Annotated in this window: 12 protein-coding genes; 6 read left to right on the forward strand and 6 right to left on the reverse strand. The window is 58.5% G+C overall.

Translation table 11 applies throughout. The annotated features are described in order from the left end of the window. Positions 1 to 81: 81 nt before the first annotated feature. The 6 genes from kdpE to kdpF are packed head-to-tail and all read right to left on the reverse strand — an operon-like array spanning position 82 to position 7,867. The gene (kdpE, locus tag LJA86_RS01975; RefSeq protein WP_008501074.1) at positions 82 to 759 is read right to left on the reverse strand and encodes a two-component system response regulator KdpE; all 678 of its coding nucleotides are present in this window, start codon (positions 757 to 759) and stop codon (positions 82 to 84) included. Then, positions 756 to 3,443 (reverse strand): two-component system sensor histidine kinase KdpD, encoded by a 2,688-nt coding sequence (gene kdpD / locus LJA86_RS01980; protein ID WP_048226107.1) that lies wholly within the window; start codon positions 3,441 to 3,443, stop codon positions 756 to 758. Before kdpD ends, kdpE begins: the two co-directional genes overlap by 4 nt. Beyond that, the gene (gene kdpC / locus LJA86_RS01985) at positions 3,444 to 4,019 is read right to left on the reverse strand and encodes a potassium-transporting ATPase subunit KdpC (protein WP_023343593.1); all 576 of its coding nucleotides are present in this window, start codon (positions 4,017 to 4,019) and stop codon (positions 3,444 to 3,446) included. It abuts the gene before it with no gap. A gap of 12 nt (positions 4,020 to 4,031) precedes the next feature. Continuing rightward, positions 4,032 to 6,080, reverse strand: a complete 2,049-nt coding sequence (kdpB, locus tag LJA86_RS01990) for a potassium-transporting ATPase subunit KdpB (RefSeq protein ID WP_008501077.1) — start codon at positions 6,078 to 6,080, stop codon at positions 4,032 to 4,034. An 18-nt stretch (positions 6,081 to 6,098) separates the two neighbouring features. Continuing rightward, a complete protein-coding gene (gene kdpA, locus LJA86_RS01995; protein ID WP_111967391.1) occupies positions 6,099 to 7,778 on the reverse strand; it encodes a potassium-transporting ATPase subunit KdpA in 1,680 nt (559 codons plus the stop codon). Beyond that, a complete protein-coding gene (kdpF, locus tag LJA86_RS02000) occupies positions 7,778 to 7,867 on the reverse strand; it encodes a K(+)-transporting ATPase subunit F (RefSeq protein ID WP_014069365.1) in 90 nt (29 codons plus the stop codon). Before kdpF ends, kdpA begins: the two co-directional genes overlap by 1 nt. Positions 7,868 to 8,176: 309 nt before the next feature. On the opposite strand from kdpF, the gene LJA86_RS02005 reads away from it, so the two are divergent. The 6 genes from LJA86_RS02005 to pxpA all read left to right on the forward strand — a co-directional run bounded on the left by LJA86_RS02005 (position 8,177) and on the right by pxpA (position 13,466). Beyond that, positions 8,177 to 8,383: a YbfA family protein gene (locus LJA86_RS02005; protein ID WP_008501079.1), complete on the forward strand. Its 207-nt coding sequence runs from the start codon at positions 8,177 to 8,179 to the stop codon at positions 8,381 to 8,383. A gap of 592 nt (positions 8,384 to 8,975) precedes the next feature. Further along, positions 8,976 to 10,388, forward strand: coding sequence for a deoxyribodipyrimidine photo-lyase (gene phrB, locus LJA86_RS02010; protein ID WP_229225498.1), 1,413 nt, complete (start codon positions 8,976 to 8,978; stop codon positions 10,386 to 10,388). 10 nt (positions 10,389 to 10,398) lie between these two features. After that, entirely contained in the window at positions 10,399 to 11,142 is a 744-nt protein-coding gene (locus LJA86_RS02015; RefSeq protein ID WP_229226242.1) for a type 2 GTP cyclohydrolase I, read from the forward strand. 14 nt (positions 11,143 to 11,156) lie between these two features. Further along, a complete protein-coding gene (gene pxpB, locus LJA86_RS02020) occupies positions 11,157 to 11,813 on the forward strand; it encodes a 5-oxoprolinase subunit PxpB (RefSeq protein WP_045909571.1) in 657 nt (218 codons plus the stop codon). Further along, positions 11,807 to 12,739 (forward strand): 5-oxoprolinase subunit PxpC, encoded by a 933-nt coding sequence (pxpC, locus tag LJA86_RS02025; protein ID WP_229225500.1) that lies wholly within the window; start codon positions 11,807 to 11,809, stop codon positions 12,737 to 12,739. The genes pxpB and pxpC overlap by 7 nt, the downstream gene beginning before the upstream one ends. After that, a complete protein-coding gene (pxpA, locus tag LJA86_RS02030; RefSeq protein WP_229225502.1) occupies positions 12,726 to 13,466 on the forward strand; it encodes a 5-oxoprolinase subunit PxpA in 741 nt (246 codons plus the stop codon). The genes pxpC and pxpA overlap by 14 nt, the downstream gene beginning before the upstream one ends. Positions 13,467 to 13,475 lie beyond the last annotated feature (9 nt).

A 13,475-nucleotide genomic window follows, 5' to 3' on the forward strand; every position in this document is an offset into this window, starting at 1 on the left:
CCGAAAAAACACTGACTGGATTATTTTTGACATATTTTCTGAGATGTTTAGATACTATTTAAAAATAAAATGAATAGTTATTCAGAGCATAAACCGATAACCGATACCGGTTTCAGTTAATAAATGGCGAGGGCGAGCGGGGTCGACTTCGAGTTTCTGACGAAGGTGTCCCATATATATGCGTAAATAGTGACTATGTTCCACGGCGTTAGGTCCCCATACCTGACTTAGCAGCTGGCGCTGGGTGAGAACCTTGCCGTGATTGTTAAGCAGCACGGCGAGCAGGCGAAATTCGATGGGCGTGAGGTGAATTTCCTCTTCGCCGCGCACAATGCGCCGCGCGGCCAGGTCAACCCGGATATCCCCAAACGTGTAGGTTGGATCGGCAGGCGTGGTGGCGCTGTGGCGACGCAGCGCCACGCGAAGGCGAGCCTGTAGCTCGCCGATACCAAACGGTTTAATCAGATAGTCATCCGCCCCGGCATCCAGCGCGGCGATTTTATCCGTCTCTTCAGTACGGGCGGAGAGCACGAGGATCGGCATCTGGCTCCACTGCCGGACTTCACGAATAAAATCGATGCCGTCGCCGTCCGGGAGTCCAAGATCGAGGATCACCAGGTCCGGCTTGCGGGTGGCGGCTTCAATTAAACCCCGCTGAAGCGTACCCGCATCATGGACGCGCAGACCGTCTCCTTCCAGCGCAGCGCGCAGAAAACGGCTAATGGCGATCTCATCTTCAACAATCAGAACGTTGATCACAAATCCTCTGGTAATTCATTAAGTTCTGGCGGGGTTTCCAGAGGAAGTGTAACACAAAAACGTGCGCCGCCTTCGGGACGATTCTCTGCGGAAATGGACCCGCCGTGGACGTCAATGATTGCCTGGCATATTGCCAGCCCCAGCCCCACACCCGGAATGGCCGACTCCTTATTGCCGCGTGCAAATTTCTCGAAAATAGCCAACTCCTGCCCGGCTGGAATGCCGGGGCCGGTATCCCAGACGTTAAGGCGAAGCGTGCCATCTTCCACTGTCGCATCCACCCCAATCTGAGCACTGGCACCCGCATATTTGGCGGCATTTTCCAGCAGGTTGATCAGCACCCGCTCGAACAAGGGCCCATCAACGTGAATTAAGGTCAGGGGCTCGGGCATGTTCAGCGCAATATGTCGTCCGCCCAGGCCCGGCTCGAGCATTTTCAGCGCGCTGCCCACCACCTCTTCCAGCGTTAGCCACTCTTTTTTGAGGTTAAATCCGCCTGACTGGATACGCGCCATGTCGAGCAGGTTATTCACCAGGCGCGTGGTATTCAGCACGTGCTGGCGGATCTCGCTGGCCTGAAGGGCATGTTTAGAGCCTTCCGCCGCCAGGTCCAGCGTCAGAATTTCTGACTGACCAAACAGGACGGTGAGCGGGGTACGCAGATCGTGAGACAGCGCCGCCAGCAGCGAGTTACGAATGCTTTCACGCTCGCTCGCCAGCCGGGCCTGTTCCTCGCTGGCGGTGAGGGCCAGTCGTTCCAGCGCGCTGGCCACCAGTAGGGTAAATGTCTCCAGTAAACGCTGCTGTTCGGGGATCATCAGCTGGCGCAGGTTGGAAGGCTCCACGATGACCAGCCCCTGATTTTTATCGGCACTGCGCAGCGGCAGAATTTGATAGGGCACGCCGGGGAGGGTGTCGGTCCCTGCGCCCGCCGGTAAGCCTTTGTCAAAGCTCCAGCGTGCGATGGCCTCGTCCCAGGGCGTCATGCCGGTGGCCGAGGTCAGCGGGCGCAGCTTACCGTGTTCGTCCGGGAGTAAAATCAGGTTGCTGGCATGAAACGTCGAGCGAATAAACTGCTCGCTGGTCTGCACGATATCCAGCGGCGTACGGCCCACCGCCAGCGATTTCGACATCTCGTAGAGATGACGCGTACGCTGTTCGCGATAGCGGGCGATACGCGCCTGATAGCGCACGCCCGCCGTCAGATTCCCGATCACCAGCCCGACGGTGAGCATCACCGCGAAGGTGAGGATGTACTGTACGTCCGAGACGGCCAGCGTCCCGCGGGGGGCAATAAAGAACAGATCGAAGCTGATGACGTTAACAACCGTCGCCAGGACCGACGGCCAGCGCCCGTAAAAGAGGGCCACCACTACCACGCCCAGGAGGTAGATCATCACCAGGTTGGCGGCATCAAACGCAATCAGCCACTGGCTGGCAATCACGGTAATCAGGGCGCAGAGCACGACGGCGACAAGACAGCCGCGAAGCTGAATGCGCCATTTATCGCTGAAGGTGCGGCTGTCCGGCGCACGATTGGGTAAGGGGGTAGGTTTGTCATCCAGCGCCACGATCACCAGATCCAGATCCGGCGCACGACGGGCCAGCTTGTCGGCAAAGGATTCGCGGCTAAACCAGCGGCGATGCTGGCGACGGCCGATGACGATTTTCCCCAGGTTATGCTCGCGCGCGTAGCGCAGAATCGCTTTATCTTCCTGCGGATCGGAAAGGGTGGCGGTCTCCGCGCCCAACTCCTGCGCCAGGCGCAGCGAACTCAGGATCGCGCGACGCTGGTTTTCGGGCAGCGCGTGCAGCTGCGGCGTTTCGACATACACCGCATGCCAGACGCTGCCAAATTTGGCCGCCAGGCGTGCGGCGGTGCGGACAAGCTTTTCATTGCCGCTGCCGTGGCCCACGCACAGCAGGATGGCATCCCGCGTGTGCCAGACGCGTTCCTGGCCCTGCAGGTCGCGCCAGGCACGCATCTGATCGTCCACCCGGTCGGCGGTTCGGCGCAGGGCCAGCTCGCGCAGGGCTATCAGGTTGCCTTTACGGAAGAAATGTTCGATGGCGCGCTCGGCCTGGCCGGCGATATACACTTTGCCTTCGTGCAGGCGCTGGCGCAAATCATCGGGCGGAAGGTCGACCAGCACCACCTCGTCCGCGGAATCAAAGAAGGGATCGGGCACCGTCTCGCGCACCTGAATGCCGGTCACGCCGCTGACCACGTCGTTCAGACTTTCGAGATGCTGAACGTTTACCGTGGTGAACACATCGATACCGGCTTCAAGTAATTCTTCAACATCCTGCCAGCGTTTTGGATGGCGTGAGCCAGGCGCATTGCTGTGCGCCAGCTCGTCCATCAGGATAAGCGCGGGACGGCGGGCGAGGGCGGCATCGAGATCGAATTCAGTAACTAACCGACCGCGATGGCTGATGCGGCGGGGCGGCTGGGTAGCCAGCCCCTTCAGCAGTGATGCTGTCTCTTTACGTCCGTGGGTTTCAACCACGCCGATCAGAATATCGAGCCCCTGCGCCCGAAGCCGCTGGGCTTCCGTCAGCATGGCGAAGGTTTTCCCGACGCCCGCGCAGGCGCCGAAGAAAATTTTCAGTTTGCCGCGATGGGCTTCAGCTGTTTGTTCGAGCAGCCTGTCCGGATCCGGGCGCATGGGCTCGTCGGTCATTTAGTTTTTCCTTAGCGCGTCCAGCGCCAGATTCAGCTCAACAATATTTACCACGGGCATGCCGATGAAGCTGACCAGCGGCTTTTGCGTGTGCTCTGCCACAAGCCTGCTCACCTGTTCGACGGTCAGCTGACGGGCAGCGGCAACGCGCGGGATCTGCCATGCCACCGCTGCCGGCGTCAGGCTGTAGTCCAGCCCGCTGGCCGAGGCGGTCACCAGCTCCACGGGGACGTCACGGCTGGCCTGCGGATTCGCGGCGCGCAGGGCTGCTACGCGCTCAGCGACGGCTTTGTCCAGCTCAGGGTTGCTGCCCGCCAGGTTGCTGCCGCCGGATGCCATCGGATTATACGGGCTTTCGGCAGTGGCGGAAGGGCGTCCCTGGAAGTAGCGGGCATCCGTAAAGTTCTGACCAATCAGGCGAGAGCCGCGGTTTTCACCGTTTTGCAGTATCAGCGAGCCGTTAGCCTGATCCTTAAACCACCACTGGCCCAGCGCGGTGGTCACCAGCGGGTACAGCCCGCCGGTAATGAGAGACAGCAGAATAAACAGAAGTATAGCGGGGCGTAACATGGTCATTTGATTCACCTTTTAAACCAGGCCGAACAGCGTCAACAGCAGGTCGATAACCTTGATACCGACGAAGGGCACCACCAGACCGCCCAGGCCATAAATCCACAGGTTACGGCGCAGCATGGCGGCCGCCGTGAGCGGCTTGTAGCTCACGCCCTTCAGCGCCAGCGGGATCAGGAAGACAATAATCAGGGCGTTAAAGATGACTGCGCTCAGAATGGCCGAGGCCGGAGAGTGCAGGTGCATCACGTTCAACGCATTTAATTGCGGATAGGTCGCGGCAAACGCGGCCGGAATGATGGCGAAATACTTCGCCACGTCGTTGGCGATGCTGAACGTGGTCAGCGAACCGCGCGTCATCAGCATCTGCTTGCCGATGTGCACCACCTCAATCAGCTTGGTTGGGTTAGAGTCGAGGTCGACCATATTGCCCGCCTCTTTTGCCGCCTGGGTTCCGGAGTTCATCGCCACCGCCACGTCGGCCTGTGCCAGGGCAGGGGCATCGTTGGTCCCGTCGCCGGTCATCGCCACCAGACGGCCTTCCGCCTGATACTGACGAATCAGTGCCAGCTTGGCTTCCGGGGTGGCTTCAGAAAGGAAATCATCCACGCCCGCTTCGGCGGCAATCGCCGCGGCGGTAAGACGGTTATCCCCGGTGATCATTACCGTTTTGATCCCCATCTTACGCAGCTGGGCAAAGCGCTCCTTAATGCCGCCCTTGACGATATCCTTCAGCGCAATCACCCCGAGCACGCGCGCGCCTTCGGCCACCACCAGCGGCGTCGCCCCCTGACGGGCCACGCTTTCGACCAGACTGTCCACTTCCGGCGGGAAGTGACCGTTGTTGGCCTCAATGTGGCGGCGAATCGCGTCAACCGAGCCTTTACGGATCATGCGATCCTGAATGTTGATGCCGCTCATGCGGGTTTGTGCCGTGAAGGGCACGAACGTGGCGTGCAGGCTCTGAACGTCGCGCTGGCGCAGGTTAAAGCGCTGCTTGGCGAGGATCACAATACTGCGGCCTTCCGGGGTTTCATCGGCAAGGGATGAGAGCTGGGCGGCATCCGCCAGCGTTTTTTCATCCACGCCCGGGGCGGGTAAGAAATCCGACGCCTGGCGGTTACCGAGGGTAATGGTGCCGGTTTTATCCAGCAGCAACACATCCACGTCACCGGCGGCTTCTACGGCACGCCCGCTGGTGGCGATGACGTTGGCACCGAGCATACGGCTCATGCCAGCCACGCCGATGGCCGACAGCAGGCCGCCGATGGTGGTAGGGATCAGACAAACCAGCAGCGCCACCAGCACCGTGACGGTGACCGCGGTGCCGCCATAGGCGGAGAACGGCCACAGCGTGGCGGTTGCCAGCAGGAAGACAATGGTCAGGGCCACCAGCAGGATGGTCAGGGCAATCTCGTTTGGCGTTTTCCGGCGCTGTGCGCCTTCCACCATGGCGATCATCCGGTCGAGGAAGGTTTCACCCGGGTTAACGCTGCACTGGATCACCAGCCAGTCGGAGAGAATGCGCGTCCCGCCCGTCACGGAGGCGAAATCGCCGCCGGACTCACGGATCACCGGCGCGGATTCGCCGGTGATGGCGCTTTCATCCACCGATGCGCCCCCTTCAATGACTTCGCCGTCGCAAGGGATGATGTCACCGGCTTCCACCAGCACCACATCGCCTTTACGCAGTTCATCCGCCGGAACGTGGTCCATCTGGGCACCGTATTTCGGCTCACGTAACTTGCGCGCGAAGGCGGTTTTTTTCACCCCTTTCAGGCTGTTGGCCTGGGCTTTACTCCGGCCTTCCGCCAGCGCTTCTGCAAAGTTGGCGAACAGCACGGTAAACCACAGCCACAGGCTGATGGCGCCGGTAAACATCGCATTTCCCGGCATATGGCCCGTTCCCATGGCAATCGCCAGGGCGGTGGTCAGGACGCTTCCCGCCCAGACGATAAACATCACCGGGTTGTGCCACTGCACGCGCGGGCTCAGCTTTTTCACCGCATCCATGAGCGCCTGGCGAACTAATGACGGTTCGAACAGGGCCAGTTGTTTACGACTCATGACAATTTCTCCGCAAAATCAGCGTAAAGAGAGGTATTCCGCGACCGGGCCTAACGCGAGGGCGGGGATAAAGGTCAGGGCGCCGACCAGCAACACGGTGCCCGTCAGCAGGCCGATAAACAGCGCGCCGTGGGTCGGTAATGTCCCGGTGGTGGTCGGTTGGATTTTTTTGTTCACCAGCGATCCGGCTATCGCCATAACCGGCACAATGATCCCGAAGCGGCCCACGAACATGCAGAACGCCAGCAGACAGTTCCAGAACGGAGAGTTGGCGCTTAAGCCTGCAAAGGCGCTGCCGTTGTTGTTGGCGGCAGAGGAGACGGCATACAGCACTTCACTAAAACCGTGAATGCCGGGGTTAAAGATGCCGCTGCGTCCGGCCTCGGTCATCAGCGCCAGCGCGGTGCCGAGCAGCACGAGAGCCGGGGTGACCAGGATTGCCAGCGCGGTTAATTTCATCTCGCGGACGTCGATTTTTTTACCCAGATATTCCGGGGTGCGGCCAATCATCAGACCGGCAATAAACACCGCCAGCAGCACGAACAGCAGCATGCCGTAAAGACCGGAGCCCACGCCGCCAAACACCACCTCGCCAATCTGCATCAGCCACATCGGGATCATGCCGCCCAGCGCCGTAAAGGAATCATGCATGGCATTGACGGCCCCGCACGACGCAGCCGTGGTGACCACCGCATACAGGCTGCTGGCGAGAATGCCAAAGCGGCTCTCTTTACCTTCCATATTGATTGCACTATCGGCCCCGAGTGAGAGGAAGTGCGGATTACCCTGCCATTCGGCCCACATCACCAGCGCAACACAGACCACAAAGATAAGCGACATGGTCCAGAGCAGGGTACGCCCCTGACGGCGATCGTTAACCACGTCGCCAAAGGCAAAGCAGAGCGCGGCGGGGATCAGGAAAATCGCCAGCATCTGCACAAAATTGGTCAGGGCGGTAGGGTTTTCAAACGGGTGCGAGGAGTTGGCGTTGAAGAAGCCGCCACCGTTCGTTCCGAGCATTTTGATGGCTTCCTGCGACGCTACTGGCCCCATCGTCAAGAGCTGTTTTGCGCCTTCCAGCGAGGTATAAGGGGCGTAAGGCAGCAGGTTTTGCAGGCTGCCCTGCTGAATGAAGAACAGCGCGATCAGCAGCGCAATCGGCAGCAGGATCCACAGCGTAATGCGCGTCAGGTCTACCCATGCGTTACCTAACGTACTCACTTTCTGACGTGCAAACGCACGCGTCAGCGCGAAGATCACCGCAATACCGCTGGCGGCAGAGAGGAAGTTCTGCACGGTTAATCCGACCATCTGGCTGAAGTAGCTGAGCGTGGTTTCACCGGAATAGGACTGCCAGTTGGTGTTGGTGACAAAACTGACTGCCGTGTTCAGCGCAAGATGCCAGGACAGGCCCGGTAATTGTTGCGGATTCAGCGGCAGGATACCCTGCAACATCAGCATGGCAAAAAGCGCAATGAGCCCGACAATGTTCAGCAGCAGAATGGCGATCAGATAATCACGCCAGTTCATCTCCCGATCGTCTACACCCAGTACACGCCAGATCCCTTTTTCAACGCTTCCCGTGCCGGGCAGGGGAACGTTATTGATCAGCCGTGCCAGCCCCGAGCCCAGTGGCCTTGCCAGGACGAACAACACCACTAAGAAACTGGCAATAAGCAAAAACGCCTGAGCAGCCATCAGAATGCCTCCGCATTAATCAGGGCATAAACCAGATAACCCAATAACAGGAACACCAGCACGATACCGGCAATAAGACCTGCACTCACAATCCACCTCCGGGTGACTTTTGTTGTTGTGCTAACGGTAGGATTTATGGCGCAAAGATTTCGCAAAAATGAGAAGGGTGGGTGTAAAAAAAGTATAAAAATGGCAAAGTCCACAATTTAACTATTGATAAGTAAATCGTTAACTTTTTTGTAACTTAATTACGGCGTGAATGTAAATTTTGGCTAAACGGACGAAAATAAGTGGTCGGATGAGTAGTAAAATTACAAACAAAGCGATATTATTTTAGCCAGGTCACAGATTTTGAATTTTCCGGATGACGTTTCCGGCCAACTATAGGGGAGAAAAATATGGATCTTTATAAAGAGTTTCCGGCTCATATCGTGTTCATGCGCCGCGCTTTCGCCGTAGTGGCTGGCGTGCTGGCTCTGCCGGTGATGCTGTTCTGGAAAGATCGTGCACGTTTTTATAGCTATCTGCACCGCGTCTGGGCGAAAACCAGCGAGAAGCCGGTATGGATGGATCAGGCCGAGAAAGCGACCTGCGACTTCTACTAAGACTACACACAGCAATAAAAAAACCGCCAACAGCAATGTGGCGGTTTTTTTGTCCCTCGGGATTCGCGGTCCGTTGGGTGGTCTTGCAGCCCCTACCCGGGATTTTTATCATACCCTCCTGTAAGCAGATGGCAATCCCTCCAGGCCTTTATAAAATCCTAATTTTCTTCGAGTATCTTACCTTTGCAGCGGATGTTCATTATGATGCGGCGTCCCTTTCCGCCATCTCGCAAATGGGCATCGGTCCTGGGAAAGGTACTTTTACAGCCGTAAAGCAGCCCGCCTACCCGGGCTTGTGTCCACCGACTTATCACCGGTGGTGAACGGTGGAGCGGTTAGCAGCAGGGACCGCATAATGAAACGCTATTTTTGCATCGCGTTCATTGTCGCCAGCGTACTCGTTGTCAAAAGTGATGAACCGATCGGGTTTGTTGCATTTACCACGATAGCGCAGGACAAGTAGCGTTAAGGCCGCCTTGGGCGGCCTTTTTTATTTCATCCCGTCTACACTTCATGGCAAAGTAGTTCAATACATGCTTTTTCCTTTTACGGCATGCCCTTACGGACATAATGGATATTTGCCTGGAGTTTTATGCCCACCCATCTGGTTTGGTTTCGCGCGGACCTGCGCGTACATGACAACATCGCCCTGGCGGCGGCCTGCCGCGCCAAAGACGCTAACGTACTGGCTCTGTTTGTGGCTACGCCCGAGCAGTGGCGGCAGCATGATATGGCGCCACGCCAGGCGGCCTTGCTGCGTGCGTATCTGACCGATCTGCAGCATTCGCTTGCCGGAAAAGGCATACCGCTGATTTATAAAGAGGTAAGTGATTTTGCCGCACAGCTGCAGACGGTGCAGGAGACCTGTAAGCAGCACAACGTCACGCATCTTTTTTACAACTATCAGTACGAATTCAACGAGCAGCAGCGCGACCGTCAGCTGGAGAAGATACTGGAAGATGTGGTCTGTGAAGGATTTGATGACAGCGTGATGCTGGCGCCGGGCAGCGTGATGACCGGCAACCGTGAGATGTATAAAGTTTTCACTCCGTTTAAAAATGCCTTTATCAAGCGTCTGAAAGAGTCGCTGCCGGAGTGCGTTGCCGCGCCTGCCGCGAGGGGCGAACCCCTGAAGGACCTGTCTGAACTGACGTTTGACTACCCACAGGAGCCGTTTGATAAAACGCTGTTCCCCGCCGATGAAAAAGCGGCCATCGCTCAACTCCGCCAGTTCTGCAAACAGGACGCGGCCAACTACGACGCGCGGCGGGATTTTCCGGCCATCGAGGGCACCAGCCGCCTGTCGGCCTGTCTGGCGCTGGGCGCGATCTCTCCTCGCCAGTGTTTACACCGTCTTCTGGCCGAGCAGCCGCAGGCGCTGGATGGAGGCACCGGTTCTGTCTGGCTGAACGAGCTTATCTGGCGTGAGTTCTACCGCCATCTGATGACGTATCATCCCGATCTCTGTAAGCATCGTCCGTTCATTCCCTGGACCGACAACGTAAAATGGCAGCATGATGAGGCACTTTTACAGGCCTGGAAAAAAGGGGAGACGGGCTATCCGATTGTTGATGCCGCGATGCGTCAGCTCAATGAGACGGGGTGGATGCACAACCGCCTGCGAATGATTACCGCGAGCTTTCTGGTGAAGGATCTGCTTATCGACTGGCGTATCGGAGAGCGCTATTTTATTTCTCAGCTGATCGACGGCGATCTCGCCGCGAATAACGGCGGCTGGCAGTGGGCGGCCTCTACGGGCACCGATGCGGCTCCCTATTTTCGGATATTTAATCCAACCACTCAGGGACAAAAATTTGATGAGAACGGCGAGTTTATCCGCCGCTGGCTCCCTGAACTAAAAGAGATACCGGCTAAAGCGATCCACGAACCGTGGGCATGGGCGGATAAACAGCGTGTAAAACTGAATTATCCCCGTCCGATCGTTGACCATAAACAGGCGCGTGTCGCCACGCTGGCTGCGTACGAAGCGGCCCGCAAAGCATAAGAGAGTGATGATGAAAAACAGCGAACTGGAACGCCTGATTAACGAAAAACTCAATACCGCCTCCTTTAGCGACTACGGTCCAAATGGCCTGCAGGTAGAAGGGCGCGAAACGGTGCAGAAAATTATCACCGGCGTCACGGCAAGCCAGGCGCTGCTGGACGAGGCTGTCCGTCAGGAAGCCGATGCGGTGATTGTCCATCACGGTTACTTCTGGAAAAACGAATCACCGATTATTCGCGGCATGAAGCGCAACCGCCTGAAAACGTTGCTGGCAAATGACATCAACCTGTACGGTTACCACCTGCCGCTGGACGCGCACCCGGAGCTTGGCAACAACGTTCAGCTTGCCCGACTGTTGGGGATCACCGTAATGGGCGAAATTGAGCCGCTGGTGCCGTGGGGCGAGCTGGCGATGCCGGTTCCCGGACTGGAGCTTGCCTCGTGGATTGAAGCGCGCCTGGGACGTCGTCCACTGTGGAGCGGCGATACCGGTCCGGATACGGTGAAGCGTGTTGCCTGGTGCACCGGGGGCGGGCAGGGCTTTATCGACAGCGCCGCGCGCTTCGGTGTCGATGCCTTTATCACCGGCGAGGTTTCCGAGCAGACCATTCATTCGGCACGTGAACAGGGGCTGCATTTCTACGCGGCCGGGCATCATGCCACCGAGCGCGGCGGTATTCGTGCCCTCAGCGAGTGGCTGACGGAAAATACCGAACTGGATGTAACCTTTATTGATATCACTAATCCGGCCTGATGAGAGGTGCCTGAGTGCAGCGAGCGCGTTGTTATCTTCTGGGAGAAACGGCAGTGGTTCTGGAGCTCGAGCCGCCGGTGACCCTTGCCACGCAAAAGCGTATCTGGCGACTAACCCAGCGTCTGGTCGAACTGCCGGACGTAGTTGAAGCCATTCCGGGGATGAATAACATCACGGTGGTGCTGCGTAGTCCGCATACGCTGGCGCTGGATGCCATTGAACGTTTACAGCGCTGGTGGGAAGAGAGCGAGGCGCTGGAGCCGGAATCGCGTGCCATTGAGATCCCGGTCGTTTATGGCGGTACGGGGGGACCGGATCTTGGTGTGGTCGCAGACCATTGCGGACTCACCGAAAAGCAGGTTGTTGAGCTGCACAGTTCGGTGGATTACGTCGTCTGGTTCCTGGGATTCCAGCCCGGATTCCCGTATCTGGGGGGCTTATCTCCCCGGCTGCATACGCCGCGCCGCGCTGAACCGCGCCTGAGCGTACCGGCGGGGACGGTCGCGATTGGTGGCGAGCAGACCGGCGTATATCCGCTGACTTCGCCCGGTGGTTGGCAGCTTATTGGGCATACCGCCACCCCGTTATTTGACCCCGGGCTGGCGTCGCCAATACTCCTGCGCCCGGGCGATACACTTCGCTTTATCCCGCAGAAGGAGGGGGTATGTTAACGCTTATTCGCGCCGGGCTTTATACCTCCGTACAGGATGCCGGCCGCTTTGGCATGCGCCAGTCGGGCGTGAGCTATTGTGGCGCGCTGGACCGTCCTGCGCTGGAAATCGCTAACGTGCTGGTGGGCAACCCCGGCAGCACGGCGGCGCTCGAAATTACGCTCGGCCAGTGCGTCATTGAGTTTGGTCAGGAGACCTGGTTCGCGCTCACCGGCGCAGGCTGTGATGCCACGCTGGACGGCAAAGCGGTGTGGACCGGCTGGCGTCTGCGGGCGAAAGCCGGACAGCGTCTGACCTTAAAGCGTCCTTTGCACGGCGTACGTAGCTATCTCGCGGTGGCTGGTGGCATTGATGTGCCTGAGGTGCTGGGCTCATCCAGTACCGATCAGAAAGCCGGGATTGGTGGTCATCAGGGACGTTTGTTGCGCGATGGCGATCGCCTGGCGATTAAGCCCTCCTCGCGTCACTTCTCGACGGCGCAGGGGGTGAAACAACTTCTCTGGGGAAACCAGATCCGCGCCTTACCGGGGCCGGAATATCATGAGTTCGACGAGGCCTCCAAAGAGTCCTTCTGGCGCTCGCCGTGGAAGCTCAGTCCGCAGAGTAACCGTATGGGCTACCGCCTGCAGGGGCAGCCGCTGATCCGGACGACCGACAGGGAACTGCTTTCCCACGGTTTACTGCCTGGGGTTATTCAGGTGCCGGGCAACGGGCAACCGATCGTGTTAATGAACGACGCGCAGACGACGGGCGGCTATCCGCGAATTGCCTGCATCATTGAAGCCGATCGCTACCATCTGGCGCAAATTCCCCTCGGACAGCCGATTCACTTTGTGCAGTGTTCGCTGGAGGAGGCGCTAAAGGCGCGGCAGGATCAGCAGCGCTATCTCGAACAGCTGGCGTGGAGGCTCGATGGTAAAGATTGATTTGAATGCCGATCTGGGCGAGGGCGGCAGCGCCGATGCGGCGCTGATGACGCTGGTCTCCTCGGTCAATATCGCCTGCGGCTTTCACGCGGGCGATGCGCAAACCATGCTAGAGAGCGTGCGCCATGCCATCAAAAATGGCGTAGCGATTGGCGCTCACCCGAGCTTCCCTGACCGGGAAAACTTTGGCCGCACCGCGATGGACCTGCCGCCTGAGACGGTCTACGCTCAGGTGCTCTACCAGATTGGCGCGCTGGAGGCGATGGTTCGCGCCGGGAAGGGCGTGCTGCGCCACGTGAAGCCGCACGGCATGCTCTATAACCAGGCGGCAAAAGATCCGGCGCTGGCGGAGGCGATTGCCCGCGCGGTACGCGATTGCAACCCGCAGCTGATCCTTGTGGGGCTGGCAGGCAGCGAGCTTATTCGCGCCGGCCAGCGTCTGGGGTTAACCACGCGGCAGGAGGTGTTTGCCGACCGGGGTTATCAACCCGATGGCAGTCTTGTACCGCGTACGCAAGCTGGTGCGTTGATAACGGACGAAGGTCAAGCGCTGGCGCAGACGCTGGAGATGGTGCGCTACAGACGAGTGACCGCCGTGGATGGCACAACGGCGCACGTTCAGGCTGATACGGTATGTTTACATGGTGATGGCGAGCATGCGCTCCAGTTCGCGCGCCGCTTGCGGGCAGCGTTCTCTGAAGAGGGCATTCTTGTCAGCGCAGACTAATCATGAAAG

Source organism: Enterobacter sp. TCD1-1 (genome assembly GCF_020567405.1).
GTDB classification, from domain to species: Bacteria; Pseudomonadota; Gammaproteobacteria; order Enterobacterales; family Enterobacteriaceae; genus Enterobacter; species Enterobacter quasiroggenkampii.